Raw genomic sequence first — 22,901 nt, forward strand, 5'->3', positions numbered from 1 at the left:
TTGAGGATGGGGCCTCCGCCATTACGCATGTCCGCTGCGCCGTTGAGGTTCAGCGCCGCTACAGGCTCAGCTGGCGCAGATAGCGGTCCGCCACCGCCTCCACCTGATCCAAACCACGCACACGACCCAGCGCCTCCGACCACGCATCAGCCTCATCGCCACCCACCGGGAAACCAGCCGCCGCCCACAACGCCGCCGTCATCGCACCCACCGAATCCGAATCCGAATCCACCGACACCGCACGGCACAACCCCTCAAACAGGGCACCACGCACCGTCGCATCATCAGCATCAGCCGACAGACTTTTCACAGCATCCGCCGCGCACCAGAGAGCCACACCCAACAGCTCAGGCGCCGTCCAACCCGTACCAAAATGCTCCGCCACAGCCTCCGGAACCGGCACCGTACCGCCCTCCAGCAGCTCGAGGGCACGACTCAGCGCCGCCGCCGTACGCGCAGCATCACCCGGCATCGAATCATCCGCGCCCACCGTGCCACACCAGTCAAGCACACGGCGCGCCGCCTCCAGCAACGCATCAAACGAGCCGGACGGGGATGCCAACAGGTCACGAACCAACAACGCATACGCCGCCGCCGAAGCCAACGCCTCCGGATGCCCATGCGTCAACGCCGCTGCACGCACCGCCAACAAAACCACCGTCCGCTCCTGCGCCACCGGCAACACACCCAACGCCGCCGAACGCACCAACGCACCACTACCCAAAGCATCAGGATTCAACGACTTCGACACCAACTGCATCTCACCCGAACCCAACGCCCGCAACGTCGCCGCACCCGGACCACGACGAGCCGTCAACTCCGACGAACCATCAATCTCACGATCCAACGAAAACGGCGCAGACTCCGGCAGAACCTCACCAATACCGCGGAACCACCGCAAATACGCCAACCACAAACACGCCAACTCATCCGCCGCCGCGCCCTCATTATTCCACTCCAAAACCTCAGTCAAAGCGTCCAGCGTGAAACACGTCAGCTGCGTATCATCACTGACCAGCAGCTCACCAAACGCCGAATCCCACGGCTTAGGGGCACTCTCCGCAATCTGCTCAGCCGACAACAACTCCAACGGATAACCCAGCGCATCACCCAACGCAGACGCACGCAACAAACTGCGCACCCTGCCCGCAAACTCAGCCGAAACCTCAGGTGCACGTGTGAACTCAACAGAAGAAAAACTCATAGGGCGATTATCCCATGTGCGTTCAGGATGCGCGGGGGATGTATCGGGCGGCTTCGTGCTCATGCTTGCGGGAGGGGAGATGTAGCAGGCGGCTTCGTGCTCATGCTCGCGGGGGAGTGCCCCCTCTGCGGCGCTGGGGCGCCTTGAGGACGGAGCCCCCGCTCCGCATGAGCACCTACGCAGTGGTGGGTTCCGACCCCTGAATGACGAACTGCGAGGCGCAAAACATGACGCAGTGCCATACTGAAACCATGAAGATTCTGCACACCTCCGACTGGCACCTCGGCCGCACCTTCCACCGCAGCCCCCTCACCCGCGAACACCAGCAGTTCATCGACGAACTGCTCGAATACGTGCACGCCGAAGGCATCGATACTCTCCTCATCAGCGGCGACGTCTACGACAGCACCATCCCCACCGCCGAAAGCACCACCCTGCTCGACCAAGCACTCACCCGCCTCATGCGCGCCGGCGTGCGAGTCATCCTCAGCTCCGGCAACCACGACTCCTTCCGCCGCCTCAGCTACGGCGCCGCCTTCTTCGAAGCCTCCGGCGTGCACCTGCGCACCAGCCTCGAAGACGCTACCCGCCCCGTCGAACTCACCGACGGCACCTTGCGCGTACACGTCTACGCCATCCCCTACCTCGCGCCGCGCCTCCACGCCACCGCCCTCGGCGTAGACCCCACCCACCACGCCGTCCTCGGCGCCGTCACCGACGCCATCCGCGCCGACGCCGCAGAACGACGCGCCCGCGGCGCAGGCGCCGACCGCATCATCGTCATGAGCCACGCAACAGTCAGCGACACCACCGGCAGTGACATTGCCGGCAGCGCAGACACCACACCCCGCAGCGACTCCGAACGCGACATCAGCGTCGGCGGTATCGACTGGGTACCCGCCTCCCTCTTCGACGGCTTCGACTACGTAGCCCTCGGCCACATCCACAAGCGCTACCCCGTCACCCACACCATCCGCTACAGCGGCTCCCCGCTCGGCTTCTCATTCAGCGAAGAACACAACCGCAACGGCGCCTACCTCATCGAACTCAACCCCGGCGAAGAACCCACCATCAGCAGCCACGAATGGGCAACCCGTGTACACATGAAAACCCTGCGCGGCACCATGGAGCAGCTACTCAACGCCCCAGAAAACAGCCCCTACGAGCAGGGCTACTACTGCCGCATCGAACTCACCGACGAAACCCTACCCGTCGGCGCCGTCGACCGCCTGCGCAGCCGCTACGAAACCATCTCCCACTTCAGCTACCGCAGCACCCAACCCGCCACCGACAAACCCACCGCCGCACCGCCCACCCGCGACGCCGACCCCGTCGAAACCTTCGACCAATTCCACCAATACGTACGCAACCGCCCCCTCACCAGCGAAGAACGCGACGTCATCACCACCCTCAGCGACCACATCAAAAGCCACAAGGACAACGCATGATCCTGCACAGCCTCGAATTCGAAGCCTTCATGGCATACCCCAAGCGCCAAGAAATTAACTTCGACACCCTCAACAACGCCGGCGTATTCCTGCTCAACGGCCCCACCGGTGCCGGTAAAACCACCATCCTTGACGCCATCTGCTACGCCCTCTACGGCGAAACCAGTAGCGACCGCGAATCCGCCAAACTGCACTCCACCTACGCGGCACACAGCGGCACCAAACCGCGCGTGCTACTCGACGTGACCCTCCACGGCAAGCGCCTGCGCATCGACCGCACCCCCGCCTACAACAAACCCATCACCCGCGGCGCCCGCAAAGGCCAGATGCGCGAAGAAAGCGCCAAAGCAACCCTCGCCGAACTCGCACCCGGCGCCGACCCCTCCGACGAAAAAGCCTGGACCCCCATCTCCAGCAGCGTCGCCGAAGTCAACCGCACCATCGCCGAACGCACCCACCTGACCAAAGAACAATTCCTCAAAGTCGTACTCCTGCCGCAGGGTCAGTTCGCGCAATTCCTCAAGTCCAAGCCCAAAGAACGCAAAGAACTGCTCAAAAAGATGTTCCCCGTCGAACACTACGAACAGCTCTTCGCCGCACTCACCGAAGAAGCGAAAACCGCCCAGCAGGAAGTCGCCCAGGACGAAAACACCCAGCGCGGCTACCTTGAACGTGCCCGCGTAGAAATGCTCGCCCTGCAGGCGCTACTGGATGTTGCGGATCCGGACGCTGAAGATGCTGCAGGGGAGGGCTCCGCTACCGAAGACCCTGTGGAGGCGGAGACTTCCGAACAGCTCACCGCTGAGAGCGTCACTGCCGAGAATGTCACTGCCGAAACCCTCGACGCATGGGTCGCCGGCGGAGTAGAACGCGCCCGCGAAACCTCCGCACGCGAAAAGCAGGAGCAGCAGCGCCTCACCGACGAAGCCGACCGGAACACCCGCCTGCTCGCCGAACGCGCCCAGCTGCAGGCCGACTGGCGCGAATACGAGCAGCTCTGCGAGCGCCGCACCCGCCTGACCGTACGCGCCGACGAGCACAAGGCGCAGCGTGAAGAGCTGGCGCAGGCACGTGCCGCCGCGCCCCTGCACGCACAGTACGCGCAGGTCCATGCCGAATCGCAGGCGCTCGCCGCCCGCCAGCAGGAGCAGGCGGCCTGTGCATCCGCGCTGGATGAGACTGGTCGCGCCCTGCTTGCGGCACTCCGCGATGAGGAAACCTCGGCAGAGGTCATCTTCCCCGAAGAGACCACCTTCGCCGCACTCCCGGATTTCGAGCCCGCCGAGCAGGAAACCCAGCTCGAGGCGCTCCTTGACACCCTGCGCGCCCTGCAGAAGAAGGACGCGCAGCTGACCGACGAGGAAGCCGCCGCAGCCGCCCTGCTGAAGCAGGCTAACGCCCTCGAGAAGGACAAGTCGCGTGCCGAAAAGACGCTGAACGACCTCACCGCCCAGGCCGAGCAGCTCGCCGAAGAACTCGCCGGCTACAGCACCGCCGACGAGGAGCGTACCCTCGCCGCGCACCTGGTCACCGAGGCGCAGCAGAAGCACGATGCAGCCCAGCAGATGCAGCAGAAGCTGGATGCCGCCTCCGCCGCGGTTGCTGCGGCCCAGAAGCAGAGCAAGCGCACCGCCACCGCCGAGCAGAAGGCGCAGGAAAAGTGGCAGGCTTCGGCTCAGCAGGCGCTCGCCGCCACGGAGGAGTTCAAGAACCTGCAGGTGCTGCGCCTCGCCCAGGCCTCGTCTCTGCTGGCGCGTGAGCTCAAGGACGGCGAACCCTGCGCGGTCTGCGGTTCAGTGGAGCACCCCGCTCCGGCGCGGATTGCCGAGGGCGAGCAGCTGGTTGAGCGTGCCGACCTGGACGCCGCCAAGGAGCGTGAAGACAAGGCACACAAGCAGGCGCGTACCCACGAACTGGCTAAGGATCGGGCGACCAAGGCACATCAGGAAGCCTCCGAGGCGCTTGCCGCCGCCCGCACCCAGTACGAGACCCTGGTGGCTCAGGGCGAGTGCGATGTTGAGCAGACTGCCGCCCAGCTGCAGCAGGCGCAGACCCGCCTCGCGCAGGCTCAGTCGCGCGTGACCGCGCGTGACGGCGTGCTGGTGAAGGTTGAGCGGGTGCGTGCCGAGCAGCAGAAGGCTCAGGAGGCGCTACGCACCATCGAGAGCGCGGCGGTTGAGGCTCAGACTCGTCACCGTGATGCTGCGGCGCGCTGTGAGGCGGCTGCGGCTGAGTTGGCGCCTGCTCGTGCAGCGGTGGGTTTTGCGCAACGTGTTGAGGCTGTTGAGGGTTACCGTGTGGCGCATCAGCGTCTTGCTCGTGCAGTGTTGCTGTTGGGGCAGGCGCGTGAGCGTCATGCTTTGGCGGCGGCGCAGGCTGAGCGTTTGCTGGCTGAGTCTTCGTTTGAGAGCGCTGAGCTGGTGCAGGCGGCGGTGCGCACCCCCGAGCGTGTTGATGCCCTGGAGCAGGCTGTTGCCGCGTATGAGTTGGAGCATGCCCGCCTCCTTGAGGGCTTTGGTCGTGAGGCGATTGTTGCGGTGGCGGCGCGTGCCGCCGCTGGTGAGCAGGCGCCGGATGATCTGCAGGGTGTGCGTGAGCAGGTTGAGCAGTTGCGTGCGGCGGCGCACCGTTTGACTCTTCGTGAGGGTGAGCGGGAGAGCATGCTGCGTTCTTTGCATGTGCTGCGTGGCGAGTATGCGGCGTTCCGTGCGAAGACGGCGCAGCGTTATGACCGTGCGCAGATGTTGGCGAACCTGGCGGCGGCTGCCCGCGGTGACACGCTGGGCGGCTATGAGCACCAGGTTGACCTGGTGAGTTACGTGCTGGGTGCCGAGTTTGAGCGGATTCTGCACTCGGCGTCACTGCACCTGGATCGCATGAGTGAGGGCCGCTACGGCATGGTGTTCAGCGATCACCGTGCGAAGGGTAGCCGTTCCGGCGGCGGCCTGAACCTGGAGATTACCGACACCTGGACGGGCGAGCCGCGTGAGGCGTCGTCGCTGTCCGGTGGTGAGTCGTTCTTGGCGTCGCTGTCGTTGGCGTTGGGTCTGGCTGAGGTTGTGCAGGCGAATAACGGCGGTATCGAGCTGGATACCCTGTTCATTGATGAGGGTTTTGGCACGTTGGACGCCGAAACCTTGGACATGGTGATGGGCACGATCGAATCTCTGCGTGATAGCGGCCGCACTATTGGCCTGATTTCGCATGTGGAGGAGATGAAGAACCGTATTCCCGCCCAGATTGTGGTTGAAAAGGGTCAGAACGGCTCGTCGGTGAGGGTAAACTCCTAGTAGGCATAAATTCGCTTCCGGGCTGCTATTGTGGCATGTCCGGCGGCTTATTCGTGAAAGAGATGATGACCTCGACACCTCAGGACAGGGACCCGAACTCAACGTATCGTGTGGAACCTTCGGCTGATGCGCGCGCTAACGCATCCGCGCCGGAGGTTCCTCCGCGCACCATGAAGGTGGCACCCGCCTCCGATTCGCCGGATAAGTCGTGTGCTTCGGGCACGGGTATTCCAACGGTTCCGGGTACGTCCTTGACGGATGTGGTGCGCAGTAACGACCACGTGTTGCAGGAGTTGCCGCCGCGACCGGTTCCTACTGCGGATGAGGTTAATACGAACGCCTCGGTGCCGGATATTTTGCGTCAGCATTGGGCGTTGTTCCTGCGTAACGGTAAGGAGCAGCGTTACCATCTGCGCGGTGTGCTCCGTGATGAGGGCTTTGCCCGTAATGTGTTGACGATTCTGTTCCATATTCCGGCGGCTTCTTCGGCGTTTGCGCTGTATATTCTGTTGGCGAGCCACCTGGGTAGTGTGCATGATGGCGGCTATGCGGTGGCGGCGTTTGCTGGCGCGTATTCGGTGCAGATTATGCTCGGCCCGATGCTGGTGCGTGCCCTGGGTTTGAGGGCGTTGCTGGCGATTACGTCGGTGCTGAATATTGCTGCGGTGCTGAATATGCTGGTCATTGGTTGGCGTTTGACGGTTGACCCGAATAACGTGAGTACGACATACCATGCGCTCTCTTGCGTGGCGATGGGTTTTACGACTCCGCCGTGGACGCCGTTTGCGTTGGAGTCGCTGTACCGCCGCAACTATAAGTACAGTGATGTTCGCTTGTCGACAGCTGTTTCTTGGGGGACGACGGCGAACCTGTCGATGTACCCGCTGGCTGCTCTGCTGGTGCGGCTGGGCGATGCGTACCTCACCCCGAATCATGAGTATGCGGGCTTCTGGATCACGATGATTCTGGATGCGCTACTGTTCATTGTGGTTCTGGCCGCGCCGATGTGGCTGCCGGATATTTCGCGTATTCGCATGTCTCCGCCGAAGAATCTGGTCCGTCCGAATAAGCAGACGGTGGTGTTGATTCTTGGTCTGGTGCTGCTGGGTGCGTGTATGGGCGCGGTCGGTTCGGGTCTGCTGGGCTTCTCGCTGATTCACGGTTCGATGAACCTGTTCATGGCGATGGTTGCGACCGGTACCGGCGCGATGGTGCTTGTGTCTTTCCCCGTGGTTTTGGGTGCCCGTTCGGTGAACCCGTGGCATGGTTGGTTGGTGAGCGGCGTTCTGCTGATTATGGGTGCCCTGTATTTGCCGGCGAGTGATGATACGTCCACGATTTTCTATGCGTTGGTGCTGTGTGGTGCGGTGCTGGGTGTGGCGTTTGGCGGTCATGAGCTGTGGCTGAACCGTTCGCTCAAGCATATTCCTGATGCGCAGGCGAGCTTCTTTACCCGCTCGATGCTGGGTATTGGTCTTGCGATGGGTAGTATGTGGGGCGGCTATATGGGTGACGCTCCGTATTACCGTAATGCGTTTATGGTGCCGGTGATTATTGCGACGCTGTATTTTGCGTTGGGTCATTTGTACGGCTACCTGTGGCGTGAGGAGCATGAGGAGCAGCTGACTCCTTGGGATCAGTTGGAACGTCGTTAGCGCATGTTTAAAGGCGGATGCCCCGCCACCTTCTGCAGGTGGTGGGGCATCCGCCTTTTGCGTACCGTGCTCGGTTTGTGGTGAACCTCGGCCTGAGAACCTCAGTGTGAGAGCCTCAGCGTGAGGCTACAGTTTAGTGACCGCGCTTGATCCATGCCGGAAGCTCGGGTGTTTCCAGGCCGATGCCGGTGCTGTCGCCGTGGCCGGTGAGGACCGCGGTGGACTCGGGCAGGGTCAGCAGGCGGGTCGAGATCGACTCGATGATGGTGTCGAAGTCGCTGTAGGAGCGTCCGGTGGCGCCGGGGCCGCCGTTGAAGAGGGTGTCGCCGGAGAAGACGACGCCTTCGCTGTTCTCCCAGCTGAGGGTGGGCGCGTAGAAGCACACGGAGCCGGGGGAGTGGCCGGGGGTGGCGAGGACCTTCAGCTCGGTGTCGCCGATGCGCACTACATCGCCGTCAGCCAGTTCGTGGTCGAAGTCCCAGGAGGGGTACACCATTTCCCAGAGCACACGGTCTGCGGGGTTCAGGTAGACGGGTGCGCCGAAGCGTTCTGCCGCCTCCTTTGCGCTGCGGATGTGGTCGTCGTGGGCGTGGGTCAGCAGAATCTTCTCCACGGTGCGGCCTGCGACGGTGCGGGAGATCTTGTCAACGTCGTGGGCGGGGTCAATGATGATCACGGAGGAGTCATTGCCGATAATCCAGACGTTGTTGTCAACATCCCAGCAGCCGCCGTCCAGCGAGAAGGTGCCGGAGGTGACGACTCGTTCAATACGTTCCACGCTACGGTCCTAGAGTTCCACGACCGAGCGCAGCACGCGGCCGGTCTTCATGGTTTCGAATGCTTCGTTGACGTCTTCGAGGCGGATGCGCTCGGAGACGAAGCTGTCCAGGTCGAGGCGGCCGAGCAGGTACTGGTCCACGAACTCGGGGAAGTCGCGGGAGGGCAGGGTGTCGCCGTACCATGCGCTCTTGATGGAGCCGCCGCGGCCGAAGACCTCATCCAGCGGGATGTCCCAGGTGGCGCCGGGTGCGGGCACGCCGACGAGGACGACGCGGCCTGCCAGGTCGCGTGCCTCGAATGCCTGCTTGAAGGTGGGGGCGACGCCGACAGCGTCAATGACGAGGTCTGCACCGAAGCCGCCGGTGAGTTCCTTGATAGCCTCAACGGGGTCGACCTTGGAGGAGTTCACGGTGTGGGTTGCGCCGTGCTCGCGTGCGCGTGCCAGCTTCTCTTCGTCGACGTCGACGGCGATGATGGTGGTTGCGCCACCGAGCTGTGCGCCTGCGATTGCTGCGGTGCCGACGCCGCCGCAGCCGATGACTGCGACGGATTCGCCGCGCTTGAGTTCACCGGTGTTCAGCACAGCGCCCAGACCTGCGGTGACGCCGCAACCGAGCAGACCGATGGCTGCGTACTGTTCGGGGCTGATGTCAGCGGTGATCTTGGTGCACTGGCCAGCTGCGACGAGGGTCTTCTCCGCGAAGGAGCCGATACCCAGTGCGGGGGTGAGTTCGGTACCGTCCTCGAGGGTCATCTTCTGGGTTGCGTTGTGGGTTGCGAAGCAGTACTGCGGCTGGCCCTTGCGGCATGCGCGGCATTCGCCGCAGACGGCACGCCAGTTGAGGATGACCAGGTCGCCGGGGGCGATGTCGGTGACGTCATCGCCGACAGCCTCAACGATACCTGCGGACTCGTGGCCGAGCAGGTAGGGGAAGTCCTGGCCGACGCCGCCGGTGACGTAGTGGTGATCGGTCTGGCAGACACCGCAGGTGAGGACCTTGACGAGTGCTTCTCCCTTGCCGGGGTCGGGTACGTTGATGGTGGTGACGGTGACGGGCGCGTCCTGGGCGAGGGCTACGACAGCCTTAACCTTGTGCATGGTGCTCCTTTGCTGAGGCGCGGCTGAGGTTCAACCGCAGATAAAGGTTTTTTGATACGTTCCCATTCTAAGAGCTAAGGCATACCTGATGCACCCCGGGGCTGAGCGTGAAGCCCCCAGGTGAATGTGACGTTTTATGACGTTGTAACTCAACCCGCCCGGAACCCGCGTAGCCTGCGGCTACTTACTCTGCCGCCTCCACCTCTGCTGCGAAGGCGAGCGCGCCGCGTCGGAACGCGCCCGAGGTCAGTGCGTTCACGTGATCGCGGCCGGGCAGGGAGATGAAGCGGTTAAGCGGATTGTTGCCGCGCACCATGTCGTAGAGTTCCGCTCCGTCGGCGGCGATGGTGTCCGCGTCACCGAGTACCACCGCAACGGGTACGCGCGGATGCGCGCCCGGGTGGCCCGCCGGCAAATCCGGGGATCCGGCACGCAGGGCGGGCACGTCGAAGAACGGGCCGAAGGGAATCCTCACGAACTTCAGCAGCGCGTCGGGTTGAATGGGGGAGTTGTCAATAATCGAGGTGAAGGAGGCAATCGCCTCGTCGGTGGAGTCTGCCGCCGGGGTTTCTGCACTCGCGGAGGCGCTGGTTCCCTCGTGCGCTTCGAGCATGGCGCGCAGGGTAATGAGGTGGTCGTGTAGGGGCAGGCCGCCCAGGGTGAGGGATGCGACTGCCTCCGGGTGGGTGAGGGCGAGTTCCCAGCCGACGCGGGCGCCGAAGGAGAAGCCAATAACGTGCGCGCGGGGCTCCAGTTCAACGCCGAGGTCGTTCTCGGTGGCGACGGTGCGCAGCAGCTGGGCGAGCAGGTTGGTGAACAGGTGCATGGGGGTCAGCGGCTGACCTGCCGCATCGACAGGGGGCACCGAATCGAACGGAATTGTGCGGCTGCGCACGCTCGTGTTGTCGGGGAGTTTGCAGTCGACGGCGTGCATGGATTCGGGGTCTTTGAGGTATTCGTCTGAGTGGTAGGGCAGGGTAACAATCAGCACGGGGTATCCGGCGCGCAGGTATTGGCGGATCCAGCTGGTGCCGCCGTAGAGCTGTTCGCCGCGGGTGGCGAAGCCGTGAAGCATGAGGGCGGGGACGCGGCTTTTGAGCTGCTGCGGCTGGTAGAGGGTGTACTCGAGGTCGGGCAGGGTAGTGCCTGGTACAACAGCATTGGGTACGGCAAAGGGCGCGGGAGAGAATTCTGCACTGGTCATAGTTCTATCTTAGTGACCAGCGCAGGGTTTCTGTCCTGCGCCCTTTGAAAGGTTGAGGCGGTACGCGCTCAGCTGAGCTACCGCTTAGTTCTTCTTGGCCGCACCGGTTGAGTTATCGGTGCCCAGGTCGAAGAGCGCCTCCTGCTGAGGTTCAGCCTTTGCGCTCGCTTCTGCCTTCGCCGCGGTTGCCTCAGAAGCCTGAGCCTCGGCGGTATCAGCCTTCGCCTGCTTCTTCTGCAACTGTTCCTTGCCGTTGTCGAGTCGTTCCTTGCCGTCGGCAATGAACGTGCGAATCATGGTGGTGTTAGTGTCCACCGCCTTCTGCACGCGATCCGCAATGGAGGGGCCCTTCGGCTTGGGGAGCATGCCCTGGCCTGCCGCCTGCTGCTGCAATTCGCGTCCGGCGGACATGAGGCGTTCCTGGCGTGCCTTCAGTGCACGCGATGCGGAGGTGCTGCGCGGCTGCACCTTCAGGTGGCCGTGGTCGTCATCGCCAGCGATAATCTGGCGCATGAGCATGATTTCGGCGTCCAGATGCGCGCCGAAGAGAAGCATATTGTTCATGATCCAGATGAACAGCAGCATCACAATCACACCACCGATCAGGCCGTAGGTGGCGTTGTACTTGCTGAAGTTGTTGGCGTAGAGGGTGAAGCCGAAACCGCCCAGGCCCATGCCGAAGAGGGCGAGCGCCGCACCGGGGGAGAGTTTCCACTGTTTGAAGCGGCGCACGTTCGGGGTGGCGGCGTAGAGTAGAGTGATCAGGGCGATTGCCATGAACAGAATCAGCACCCAGCGGCCGTTCAGCCAGATGAGCTTGATGAGCTCCATGTCGACGGTCGCGGGCACGTACTGACCGACCATGTCCAGGACGGTTACACCCAGCAGCATCATGAGCATCATGAGTACCACGAGGATGATAATCACGGCGGTGACGAAGACGTTCAGCGGCTTGAGAATCCAGCCGGGGCGGCCTTCACGCACGTTGTAGACCGTGTTGAGAGCTCGGCCGAAGGATCCGGTGTACCCGGAGGCGGACCAGAGCGCACTGAGGATACCGGTCAACAGCACCAGGCCTGCGCCATGGTCGCCTGTAATCTGCTTGATGGGGTCTTCCAGAATGGCGTACATCTGGGCGGGCGCGTTGTCCTTGAGGAAGGCGAGGATGACCGCGGCGCTTTCCTCACCGTGACCGAATACGCCCAGTAGGGAGACGATTGCCAGCAGGGCGGGGAAGATGGACAGCACGGTGAAGTAGGTGAGTGCTGCCGCCATGTCGGTGCCGCCGTTTGCGCCGAATTTGTAGATGGCACGGCGCAGAATGTAGAGGATGCTGCCCTTGGGGAAGTCGCGCAGCTTGACGCTGACGTACTTGGGGTCAGCGGGCTTCTGCTTGCGGGAGAAGAGTCCGCGTCGAGCTCCGGCGGGTACCTGGGTTGAGGAGGTGTCCGTGGAAGAGCCGGTGTGTGCAGCCAATGGGGCTCCTTGAATGATGGGGTGTACACAGTGGTGCGCCTATGAGCTTCAGTGTGTGGGCGCACAGAAGGGGCGAGGAGAACAATGAGCTGTCCTTCCCGCCCCTGCGGTGACATTATAGGGTTTTCTAACCCTCCCGCATTTTTCTGCGAGTGCAGATAGCTGACCTGTCGGTCAGTTAGAGAGGGTAACCGCCCCGAAAAGCCTCAAAAAAGGCTTGTCAGCTAGGGTATAAAGCTACCTGCTGAGCCTAACTGAAAACTAGTTGTGAATACCCAGAACCTTAGCGGTGTGAGCCATCAGCTCATCAGCCAGGTCGTGGTTATCGTTGAGCTTCACACCGTAACCGGGGATGAGCTCCTTCAGGCGAGGCTCCCAACCGGCAATCTTGGAGGGGAAGCACTTAGCCAGCAGGTTCAGCATAATCGGAGCCGCGGTGGAAGCACCGGGGGATGCACCCAGCAAAGCCGCGATGGAGCCGTCCGCTGCGGAGACAACCTCGGTACCGAACTGCAGGATGCCGCCCTTCTTCGCGTCCTTCTTCATAATCTGAACGCGCTGGCCAGCCTCGATGAGCTCCCACTCGCCGCCAACAGCCTCGGGATAGTACTGGTACAGCGACTCGAGGCGTGCGTTCTTGTCCTTGACCAGCTCGGAGAGCAGGTACTTAACCAGGGACAGGTTGTCGATGCCTGCGCGGGTCATCGGGTAGATGTTGTGCGGGCGCAGGGACAGCGGCAGATCCAGCAGGGAGCCCTGCTTCAGGAAGTTGGTCTTGAAACCTGCGTAGGGGCCGAACATGAGGGCGCGCTTGCCGTCCACGTAGCGGGTGTCCAGGTGCGGCACGGACATGGGAGGTGCGCCCACCGAAGCCTGACCGTACACCTTAGCGTTGTGCTGGTTTGCGGTTGCCTCGTGGGTGTTGCGCAGGAACAGGCCGGAGACGGGGAAGCCGCCGTAGCCCTTACCCTCTTCAATGCCGGACTTCTGCAGCAGGTGCAGAGCGCCACCGCCGGCACCCAGGAAGACGAACTTCGCGTTGATGGTCAGCGGCTCTTCCTTGTTGATGCGGTTGATAGCGTCAATGGTCCAGGAGCCGTTGGACTCGCGGTTCAGGTTGGTGACCTGGTAGCCGTAGCGAACCTCAACGCCCTTGGTCTGCAGGTGGTCAATCATCTGCTGGGTGAGGGCGCCGAAGTCAACGTCGGTACCTTCGGGGGACCAGGTCGCAGCAATGGGGTCGTTACCCTTGCGACCGTTGACGGTCAGCGGAGCCCACTCAGCGATCTTGCCGCGGTCGGTGGAGAACTGCATGCGCTCGAAGAGCTTCTCCTTGCGGAAGGAATCGTAGCGTGCAGCCAGGTACTTGGAGTGATCCTCACCGAAGACCAGGGACATGTGGGGAACCGGGTTGATGAAGTCTGCATTGCCCAGAATCTTCTCTTCAACCAGGGAAGCCCAGAACTGGCGGGAAATCTGGAACTGCTCGTTAATGTTCAGCGCCTTAGCTGCCGAGACGGTGCCGTCGGGGCCAGCGGGTGCGTAGTTGAGTTCGCACAGCGCCGAGTGGCCGGTACCTGCGTTGTTCCAGGGATTGGAGGATTCCTGAGCGGCCTTGTCGAGGCGTTCGAGCAGGATAATATTCCAGGTCGGTTCGAGTTCCTTGAGGAACACGCCGAGGGTGGCGCTCATGATGCCGCCGCCGACCAGGACGACGTCGGTTCGTTCAGTACGTGCTACCACTGAATTCTCCCTTAGGGGTGCGGGTGCCCGGCCTGGGCACAGTGAATGTGGGGTACATCATCTAGCCTACCCCTTTTAGTGGGGTTGGCATAGTCAGAATCCACAAAACGAGAGAGAGTGTTGCAGTTCATATCAATAAATCTCTTAGGGTCGAAAAGACCCGTAATCGCATGCATTTGCTACACCCGCCGGCAACAACCCGAAAGCAGCTCCAGAAATACCCGCCCACCCGCTCACCGAAAGCCCCACGAAAGCCCCAAACACGGCGAAAGGGGCGCACCCCAATCGGGATGCACCCCTTTCCGCAAAAGCTAAAAACGCAGGCTACGACTTGCGCAGCTTACCGAACAGCTCAATCGCATTCTGCTCCGTCTGATAGCCCTGAACCTCACGGCTCACCGCCACCTTCGACGTCACATTCAGCAACGGAACCGCCGGCATGAACTGACCCAGCTGAGACACAACCTTCGCATACAACTCGCGCTGCGAATCCACCGAATCGGCAGAATCCGCGGTACGAATCGCCTCCAAAATCTCCGTAAAACGAGGCGACGGCGCAACCGCCACAGCAGTAGGCTGCGGCGAAGGCGACGCCGACGGGCTCGGCGAAGCAGAAGCCGAAGCCTCCTCCTCAGGCGTCAACGGGTCCGGCGAATAACTCGGCTGCGGGCTCGGAGTCGCAGAAATCCGCACATTCGAATTCGCACCACCCGACGACGGCACATCAGAACTCTTCTTCGTCAAACCAGTCGTCATATCCGACGGCGCATTCGCAATCAACGAACGCACCTGATGCTCAGCAATCAGCGGCGCCAACACCGGGCCAAAGAATGCGTACGGGTCACGGTACATGCCGTAGAAACCGGCCAGCGTAATACCGCGTTCAGAAGAAACCTCGCGGCTCTTCGGCAGATACTCAGCCCACGGCAGAGGCACCGGCTTAATATTCAAACCCACCTCAATCAGCGAAGCCACCATCTCCGAATACACCTTCTGAGGAGTATCCATCCACGGCAGAGAAACGTCAGCAGGGTAGTAGCACTCAATCACCTGATTGTCGTACCCAGCAGTCGCCAACAGCGAGCGCGCCATATCCTGATTGCGGTCCGTGTAATCCTTCGCATCATCAGCCTTAATACGGAACGACGGCGAAATCAGCGTCTGCGCATCCGAGGTGCCCTGCGGATAATACTGACGTAGTGCACCGCGATCCACAGCATGCGAAATAGCGCGACGCACCGAAATATTCTTCAATACCGGATGCGCCGTATTCAAGCCCAAATACACCAGCGAGAACGGGTCACGGCCCGGCGTCTGATAACCATCACGCGCCAACTGACCCAGATCAGACGAATTCACCTGATCACACGCATCAATATGACCCTGCATCAGCGCAAAATAACGCTTATCCGACGAAGTGAGGGTCGAAATCTGAATCTCATCCAGCTCAGGTGCCTGACCATCAAAATGGGTATTCTTCAGCAAGCGAACCGTGCCAGCCTCGAACGACTCCACATGGAACGCACCCGTACCCACCGGGTTACCCGTCAGCTTCTGATCCGCACCAAAAAGCGAAGGATCAATAATGCCAAACGCCTGCTGCGTCAAAATACGCGGGAACGCCAGAGAAGGACGCGACAGCGTCACCACCACAGAGTTACCCTTCGCCACCACCGACGAAACCAGCGGCAAGAACGACTGCACCGCAGACGACTGAGCATCCGCCTTCTTGCTGGTCTTCTTATCGCCCGGATGTGCAGCATCAGAAGCGCTCGCAGAGGCGCTCGGGGTAGCGGCATCAGAAGAAGCAGAAGCCGACGGGGAAGTGCTCGGGGAGGCGGTCTCAGAAGCACTCGCAGAAGCAGACGGGGAAGCACTTGCTGACGGAGTCGTCGCACCCGACGGAGACGCCTGAACCGGCGCAGGCTCCACCGCCGACGGATCAGAAGAACCCGGCTTCGGCACACCAAAACCCCACGCAAACAAAGGCTGAGCAGGCACCGCCAAAGCAGCAGTACCCTCACCCGTAGCCAACGCCTGCCACCTCTGGAAATTCTGCACCACAGCATCCGCAGTCAACGCAGCACCGTTACTAAAATGCGCCTCACGCAACACAAACGTATGCACCAAACGGTCATCAGAAACCGTCCACGCACTACACAAAGAATCCTGAACCTCAGGATCACCCGTGTAATGATTCGCCACCAACAAAGTCTGCAAAACCTGCGCCGTCACCTGATATGTACTCGCCACAGGAAACAACGCCGGATCCAAACCCAACGGAGCAGCACCCTGCGCAAAACGGAACACACGACGCGCATCAGCAGACGACGCGCTCGCACTCGCCGAAGAACCAGCCGACGAACCAGCAGAAGACTGACCAGAACACGCAGAAAGCGCCAAACCAGCACTAAAAAGCGCGCCAAAACGCAAAACGGCGCGTCGACTCAAGCCACTCGAGCCGGCAGTGGCTCGCAGCAGCGCATCAGAACTGCCAACAGCTGACGATGCATAAGGCTGATGCTGCACGGGAGGGTCCTCTCTTCCGTCGCGGATGCTTATCTCTCAGGATAACGGTTCAACACCCAACCGGGCGAGACGCACCCACCCCGGCAAGGTACATACAAGAGAACCCGCCGCCACGAAAACCGTGACGGCGGGCCCAATGTGAATGTGTGTGCGCGAGGGGGGACTTGAACCCCCACGCCATAAGGCACAGGAACCTAAATCCTGCGTGTCTGCCAATTTCACCACTCGCGCGCAGTGTCACCCCACATCCGAAGATGCATGCGTCTGAGGCAACAAAAAATTAGTGTACACCAGGAACCAAGGTTCTCCAAGCCTTAAAAGCAGCCCCCATAGGGCAAAAAGTCCGCAAACACGCCGCACAGCAACCCCCACACGGAGGTGCTACACAGCGCCGCCGCCCCTCGCGCTACCCGAGCACAGAAAACACGACCCTACTTCGGGTCAATACCCAAATCACGACGCAGCTTAGCCACATGACCCGTCGCACGCACATTGTACTGAGCCAAAGCAACAACACCCTGCTCATCAATCACAAACGTCGAACGAATCAGACCCTCATACACCCTGCCGTAATTCTTCTTCTCACCCCACGCACCATACGCCTCAGCCACCGCATGATCAGCATCAGACAGCAGCGGGAACGTCAACGACTCCTTCTCCACAAAACGAGCAATAGCCGCCGGCGAGTCCGGAGAAACACCCAACACCACGTAACCCAACGACTTCAACGACGCCAAATTATCGCGGAAATCGCACGCCTCCTTCGTGCAACCCGGAGTCGAAGCCTTCGGGTAAAAATACAAAATCACCTTGTTACCCGCATAATCACTCAGACTGTGCTCCTTACCCGACGCATCAGCAAGGGTAAAAGCAGGCGCCGGGGTGCCCGGCTCAAGACGAACGCTCATCAATAACTCCTCAAAACATCAATAGAGATCAGCAGGGGAGCGGCGGATGCGCCCCACACAGTACCAAGGGCGGACGCGCCCCATGCAATACACACAGTCTAGTGTCCCACACACCCCACCCAAACAATGTGTCCAGGCTCACTCTAAATCAACTTGCACACACCACAAAAACTCGCGTATAGTATTTTTCTGTTGCAAGGGAAACCTTGAAACAAATAAGCGCCTCTAGCTCAATTGGCAGAGCAATTGACTCTTAATCAATGGGTTCTGGGTTCGAGTCCCAGGGGGCGCACTTCAAAGAAAATCCCGCTGATTCTTCGGAATCGGCGGGACTTTTGCGTTCCCTGAATTTTATAGATTTTGGCTTGAGGTGCATATTATCCTCTTTGCTCCTGATGCGACTGCTTGGAAAGCGGTATTCGCCCTCGTTCCTACAGGGGACCCGTCCTCGCTTCGCTTCGGACACCCTGATGTCACTACGGGCGATACCGTCTTTCCTTGCTTGGTTACCTGGTGCTGCGGCAGGGGATATATGCACCTCTGCGCGTATCGGTATTCGGGGTGTGCTACGGTCCCGCCGGGGTTTCGGCAGGTGCGCGGGGGTTTCGTGTGCGCCCCGTGCCTAGCGAACTGGGACGGGGGAGGGCTGTCGCGGTTTAGCCTGTTACCTGATGGTTGGGTGTGGGGACACGAAAGCCCGCCACCGTCACAAGACAGCAGCGGGCAATCATTTCAAAAAGTCATAAGGCTACAGGACCGGCCAAATCCGCGTCACAAACTCGCGGAAATCCTCCACATCCTTACCCTGCTCCAAAAGTCCAGTGCCAAAGCGAGTCGAAAGCTCAGCATTATCCTCAAAAGACAAGAAGAATGAGCTACCATTCACCGACTCGATTGTCACCGCATCATCACCCACACGATACGCATGCAGAGCATTCGTATTATCAATCGTCGTCGCCGTACCCGCAGGCGTCAATGCCGGCAAATTCACCGGAGCAATAATCACCTCATCAGGCGCATCCTGATACCCAACAATAAAATGCCCCTGATCAGGAGACTGATGCAACGCCAAATCAGGATTACGGTAAACCGCACGGCCCGTCGCATACACCAAATTGTATGCACCGTAATTAATAATCTGCTCGTCAAAAACCGGGTGCAGAACCCGAATGAGTTCCTCACCCGTCAAAAACACGTCACTCTCAACAGAGTTACGGGGGTCAACAACCTCTGCGTACTTACTTGCTTCGGTCAGCTCATCAGCGACCGGGATGATCGGTTCGGTCATAGTTTCAGTCTACCGGGGCAACCAACGAAGGTCACGAGTATTCGCGCATATTACGCGCCATGACGTCCAAAAATGCGAGTTTTTCTCACCTGTTCAAATGAATACGTGGGAATGTGTAAACAAGTGCAATGTGTCCACATCATGAAAGAAGAAGGTTGACTAGGGGGTTTCCATGTAAAAACCACCACGACACCCCATAGAGATTTGACTCACCCCCGCCCCGGGCTTCACCATAGAAGGGTGAAGACAGCAATGTACCAGCGAATTCTAAACCTTGTCGACGTCGCCTAGGGCGAGTGGCAGGGTCAATTCACTGCGACTGAGCGCCCCTACCGCTACCACCAACAGCGAGGGGCATTTTTTATAGCTTGGTACCCCCGGGCATAGGATGCGTGCGGATCACACAACACCCACGCAGAACATTGAGTACAACGAAGAACCATTAAGACACGAGGCATTTCCATGACCATGGGATTTTCCACTTCTGATGACGCGGCAAACGCTCCCGCAGAACGCATGACCGGTTCTCAGGCAATCGTCCGCACCCTCGAAGACCTGGGTGTGACTGACGTATTCGGCCTGCCTGGTGGAGCTATTCTGCCGACCTATGACCCCCTGTACGACTCCAAGAAGGTCCGCCACATCCTGGTCCGCCACGAGCAGGGCGCAGGCCACGCAGCCCAGGGCTACGCAGTGTCCAGCGGTAAGACCGGCGTGTGCATCGCAACCTCCGGCCCCGGCGCAACCAACCTGCTGACCGCAATCGCAGACGCAAACATGGACTCCGTCCCCCTCGTCGCAATCACCGGCCAGGTGTCCACCGCGCTGCTCGGCTCTGACGCATTCCAGGAAGCTGACATCGTCGGCATGGCGATGCCCATCTCCAAGCACTCCTTCATGATCACCGACCCGCAGGACATCCCCCGCGCACTGGCTGCAGCATTCCACATTGCATCCACCGGCCGCCCCGGCCCCGTGCTCGTGGACGTCACCAAGGACGCACAGGTCGGCATGATGGAATACCGCGGCATCCCCGAAGACCTGGAGCTGCGCGGCTACACCCCCGTCACCCGCGGCCACTCCAAGCAGATTCACGAAGCTGCAAAGTTCATCACCGAATCCAAGCACCCCGTCTTCTACGTCGGCGGTGGCCTGGTACGCTCCGGTGCCTCCGAAGAGTTCCACAAGCTGGCTAAGCTCATCGGCGCACCCGTCGTCACCACCCTCAACGCAATCGGCGCGTTCCCCGACTCTGACCCCCAGAACCTCGGCATGCCCGGCATGCACGGCACCGTCCCCGCCGTCGCCGCAATGCAGAAGTCTGACCTGCTGATTACCCTCGGCGCACGCTTTGACGACCGCGTCACCGGTAAGCTCGACTCCTTCGCACCCGAGGCTAAGGTCATCCACATTGACGTTGACCCGGCAGAAATCTCGAAGATCCGCTTCGCAGACGTGCCGATCGTCGGCGACCTCAAGTACGTCCTGCCCGAGCTGACCGACCTGCTCTCCACCGAGTTCGCAGACCAGCTGCCGAACCTCACCGAATGGTGGAACGAGCTGAACGTCATCCGCAAGGACTACCCGCTCGGCTACGAGAAGCCCAACGATGGCCTCGGCTCGCCCGAGTACGTTCTCGAGCGCATCAGCGCCCTCACCGGCCCCGACGCATACTATGTCACCGGCGTTGGCCAGCACCAGATGTGGGGTGCACACTACATCCAGCAGGAAAGCCCCCGCCACTTCATCAGCTCCGCAGGCCTCGGCACCATGGGCTACGGCGTACCCGCCGGCATGGGTGCAAAGGTTGCACACCCCGACTCCACCGTGTGGATCATCGACGGTGACGGCTGCTTCCAGATGACCAACCAGGAACTGGTCACCTGTGCACAGAACAACATCCCCGTCAAGGTTGCCATCATCAACAACTCCTCCCTCGGCATGGTGCGCCAGTGGCAGACCCTGTTCTACAACGAGCGCTACTCCAACACCGACCTGAAGGACGGCCACGGCACCGTACGCATCCCCGACTTCGTCAAGCTCGGCGAAGCATACGGCTGCGCAACCTTCCGCTGCGAACGCGACGAAGACGTGGACGCAACCATCAAGGCTGCCCTCGAAATCAACGACCGCCCCGTCGTCATTGACTTCACCGTCAGCCCCCACGCCCTGGTCTGGCCCATGGTCCCGGCAGGCGTATCTAATGACAAGATTTGGATTGCGAAGAACACTTCGCCTGAGTTCGATCGTGAGGGAGAGAACTAATGTCTCAGCACACTCTGTCCGTTCTGGTAGAAGATAAGCCGGGCGTTCTCACCCGCGTCTCCGGTCTGTTCTCCCGCCGACTGTTCAACATCCTCTCCCTGGCTGTGGGCCCCACCGAAAACCCCGGTGTTTCCCGCATCACCGTCGTGACCGAGGGTGACGCCCACACCATCGAGCAAATCACCAAGCAGCTGAACAAGCTTGTTCACGTGCTGAAGGTCGTCGAGCTTCCCGCCGACTCCTCCACCCAGCGCGACCACATCCTGATCAAGGTCAAGGCAGACCCCGTAGTCCGCCTGCAGATCGTTCAGGCAGCTGACCTGTTCCGCGCATCCGTGATCGACGTTTCCCCCGAGTCCCTTGTCATCGAGGCAACCGGCTCCCAGGAGAAGCTCAACGCACTGCTGGACGTTCTCGAACCCTACGGCGTTCGCGAAATTGTTCGCGCCGGCACTATCGCTCTCACTCGTGGCCCCCGCGCCATGAGCGAACGTATCTAGCGCGAGCGCATCTAACACCTGCCAGGGTGCCACACCAACCCCGCACCAGCTGGGGATAGCAACGGGTATCGCACCGCCACAACCGGGAAAACCGGCAGCGATGCGATACCCGACCCTATGGGCTCACAGACCTTCCGGATACTTCAGATGCTGAGAAGTGCTCTCGACAGCCCGCAACTAAACATCTATCAAGTAGAATAGTCAATGTTGAGCCCAGCCTGGGCCGCATATCAAACTTACTGAGGAGAAGAAATGGCAGCAACCATTTTCTACAACGACGACGCAGACCTCTCCCTGATCCAGGGTCGCACCGTAGCAGTTATCGGCTACGGCTCCCAGGGCCACGCACACGCACTGAACCTGCGTGACTCCGGCGTGAAGGTCATCGTCGGTCTGTCCGAGGGCTCCAAGTCCCGCGCCAAGGCTGAGGCAGAAGGCCTGCGCGTCGCAACCGTTGCAGAAGCAGCAGCAGAAGCAGACGTCATCATGATCCTGACCCCGGACCAGGTCCAGGCAAAGGTCTACGCAGAGAGCATCGAGCCGAACCTCAAGCCCGGCAACGCACTGTTCTTCGCACACGGCTTCAACATCCGCTTCGGCTACATCACCGCACCCGAGGGTGTCGACGTGGCAATGGTCGCCCCCAAGGGCCCCGGCCACACCGTCCGCCGCGAATACGAAGCAGGCCGCGGCGTTCCCGCCCTGGTCGCAGTCGAGAAGGACGCATCCGGCGAAGCACTCGCACTGGCACTGTCCTACGCAAAGGCACTGGGTGCAACCCGCGCAGGCGTCATCAAGACCACCTTTACCGAAGAGACCGAGTCCGACCTGTTCGGCGAGCAGGCAGTCCTCTGCGGCGCCACCTCCCAGCTCGTCCAGTACGGCTTCGAGGTCCTGACCGAGGCTGGCTACCAGCCCGAAATCGCATACTTCGAGGTGCTGCACGAGCTCAAGCTCATCGTTGACCTGATGATCGAGGGCGGCATCGCTAAGCAGCGTTGGTCCATCTCCGACACCGCAGAGTACGGCGACTACGTCTCCGGCCCCCGCGTGATCTCCCCCGAGGTCAAGGAAAACATGAAGGCTGTCCTGGCAGACATCCAGAACGGCAACTTCGCAAAGCGCTTCATGGAAGACCAGGCTGCAGGTGCACCCGAGTTCAAGGCACTGCGCGCAAAGGGCGAGGCACACCCCATCGAGGCAACCGGCCGCAAGCTGCGCGAGCTGTTCTCCTGGAACACTGCAGACGACGACTACACCGAAGGTTCCGTCGCTCGCTAAACGGTAGCTCAGCAATAGCTTTCTAAGAATCCGGCGTTCCACCTCTCATCCCGCACAGGGGAGGAGGTGGGCGCCGGATTCTTGCTGTTTCAAGCTGAACAGCAGCATCCATCAGATATGTGATGCAGTTCATGATCGCTCGAGTTGCGGGTGCCCGCAGAATGCCGTATAGTATTTACTTGTTGCAGGGGAAGCCCTGAAAAACAAATAAGCGCCTCTAGCTCAATTGGC

General features: G+C 60.8%; 15 protein-coding genes and 2 tRNA genes. 7 read left to right on the forward strand and 10 right to left on the reverse strand.

Annotation, left to right across the window (positions count from 1 at the left end):
• Positions 1-58 precede the first annotated feature (58 nt).
• Complete coding sequence (locus HMPREF2765_RS05025; protein ID WP_049342159.1) at positions 59-1,204, reverse strand: ADP-ribosylglycohydrolase family protein; 1,146 nt, start codon at positions 1,202-1,204, stop codon at positions 59-61.
• Between the two features lie 227 nt (positions 1,205-1,431).
• On the opposite strand from HMPREF2765_RS05025, the gene HMPREF2765_RS05030 reads away from it, so the two are divergent.
• The 3 genes from HMPREF2765_RS05030 (at position 1,432) to HMPREF2765_RS05040 (ending at position 7,597) form a co-directional block, all read left to right on the forward strand.
• Positions 1,432-2,652: an exonuclease SbcCD subunit D gene (locus HMPREF2765_RS05030; RefSeq protein ID WP_246824922.1), complete on the forward strand. Its 1,221-nt coding sequence runs from the start codon at positions 1,432-1,434 to the stop codon at positions 2,650-2,652.
• On the forward strand, positions 2,649-5,942 hold the full coding sequence (locus tag HMPREF2765_RS05035) for an AAA family ATPase (protein ID WP_070604510.1): 3,294 nt from the start codon (positions 2,649-2,651) through the stop codon (positions 5,940-5,942). The genes HMPREF2765_RS05030 and HMPREF2765_RS05035 overlap by 4 nt, the downstream gene beginning before the upstream one ends.
• A gap of 62 nt (positions 5,943-6,004) precedes the next feature.
• Positions 6,005-7,597, forward strand: a complete 1,593-nt coding sequence (locus HMPREF2765_RS05040; RefSeq protein WP_246824923.1) for an MFS transporter — start codon at positions 6,005-6,007, stop codon at positions 7,595-7,597.
• Between the two features lie 133 nt (positions 7,598-7,730).
• Here HMPREF2765_RS05040 and HMPREF2765_RS05045 read toward each other — a convergent pair whose 3' ends face one another.
• The 8 genes from HMPREF2765_RS05045 to bcp all read right to left on the reverse strand — a co-directional run bounded on the left by HMPREF2765_RS05045 (position 7,731) and on the right by bcp (position 17,336).
• Positions 7,731-8,375 (reverse strand): MBL fold metallo-hydrolase, encoded by a 645-nt coding sequence (locus HMPREF2765_RS05045; protein ID WP_070604512.1) that lies wholly within the window; start codon positions 8,373-8,375, stop codon positions 7,731-7,733.
• A 9-nt stretch (positions 8,376-8,384) separates the two neighbouring features.
• A complete protein-coding gene (locus HMPREF2765_RS05050; RefSeq protein ID WP_049342155.1) occupies positions 8,385-9,476 on the reverse strand; it encodes an S-(hydroxymethyl)mycothiol dehydrogenase in 1,092 nt (363 codons plus the stop codon).
• Positions 9,477-9,660: 184 nt separating this feature from the next.
• The gene (locus HMPREF2765_RS05055; protein WP_070604514.1) at positions 9,661-10,680 is read right to left on the reverse strand and encodes an alpha/beta fold hydrolase; all 1,020 of its coding nucleotides are present in this window, start codon (positions 10,678-10,680) and stop codon (positions 9,661-9,663) included.
• A gap of 84 nt (positions 10,681-10,764) precedes the next feature.
• Positions 10,765-12,156 carry a YihY/virulence factor BrkB family protein gene (locus HMPREF2765_RS05060; RefSeq protein ID WP_070604517.1) on the reverse strand — a complete coding sequence of 464 codons (1,392 nt, stop codon included), beginning with the start codon at positions 12,154-12,156 and terminating at the stop codon, positions 10,765-10,767.
• A 261-nt stretch (positions 12,157-12,417) separates the two neighbouring features.
• Positions 12,418-13,899 carry a malate:quinone oxidoreductase gene (locus tag HMPREF2765_RS05065; RefSeq protein WP_049346475.1) on the reverse strand — a complete coding sequence of 494 codons (1,482 nt, stop codon included), beginning with the start codon at positions 13,897-13,899 and terminating at the stop codon, positions 12,418-12,420.
• A gap of 324 nt (positions 13,900-14,223) precedes the next feature.
• On the reverse strand, positions 14,224-16,428 hold the full coding sequence (locus HMPREF2765_RS05070; RefSeq protein ID WP_070604519.1) for an ABC transporter substrate-binding protein: 2,205 nt from the start codon (positions 16,426-16,428) through the stop codon (positions 14,224-14,226).
• A 149-nt stretch (positions 16,429-16,577) separates the two neighbouring features.
• Positions 16,578-16,659 (reverse strand) — tRNA-Leu (locus HMPREF2765_RS05075).
• Between the two features lie 200 nt (positions 16,660-16,859).
• Positions 16,860-17,336 (reverse strand): thioredoxin-dependent thiol peroxidase, encoded by a 477-nt coding sequence (gene bcp / locus HMPREF2765_RS05080; protein ID WP_070604521.1) that lies wholly within the window; start codon positions 17,334-17,336, stop codon positions 16,860-16,862.
• Positions 17,337-17,555: 219 nt separating this feature from the next.
• On the opposite strand from bcp, the gene HMPREF2765_RS05085 reads away from it, so the two are divergent.
• Positions 17,556-17,628, forward strand: a tRNA-Lys gene (locus tag HMPREF2765_RS05085).
• Between the two features lie 456 nt (positions 17,629-18,084).
• Here the strand turns inward: HMPREF2765_RS05085 and HMPREF2765_RS05090 are convergent.
• Positions 18,085-18,624 (reverse strand): hypothetical protein, encoded by a 540-nt coding sequence (locus tag HMPREF2765_RS05090; RefSeq protein ID WP_070604522.1) that lies wholly within the window; start codon positions 18,622-18,624, stop codon positions 18,085-18,087.
• 462 nt (positions 18,625-19,086) lie between these two features.
• Between HMPREF2765_RS05090 and HMPREF2765_RS05095 the strand changes: the two genes are divergently transcribed.
• The 3 genes from HMPREF2765_RS05095 (at position 19,087) to ilvC (ending at position 22,670) form a co-directional block, all read left to right on the forward strand.
• A complete protein-coding gene (locus tag HMPREF2765_RS05095) occupies positions 19,087-20,889 on the forward strand; it encodes an acetolactate synthase large subunit (protein WP_049352919.1) in 1,803 nt (600 codons plus the stop codon).
• Positions 20,889-21,389, forward strand: coding sequence for an acetolactate synthase small subunit (ilvN, locus tag HMPREF2765_RS05100; RefSeq protein ID WP_070604524.1), 501 nt, complete (start codon positions 20,889-20,891; stop codon positions 21,387-21,389). The genes HMPREF2765_RS05095 and ilvN overlap by 1 nt, the downstream gene beginning before the upstream one ends.
• Positions 21,390-21,641: 252 nt before the next feature.
• Positions 21,642-22,670, forward strand: a complete 1,029-nt coding sequence (gene ilvC, locus HMPREF2765_RS05105; protein ID WP_070593897.1) for a ketol-acid reductoisomerase — start codon at positions 21,642-21,644, stop codon at positions 22,668-22,670.
• Positions 22,671-22,901 lie beyond the last annotated feature (231 nt).

It is taken from the genome of Rothia sp. HMSC062H08 (assembly GCF_001810775.1).
In the GTDB taxonomy this organism is placed as follows: Bacteria; Actinomycetota; Actinomycetes; order Actinomycetales; family Micrococcaceae; genus Rothia.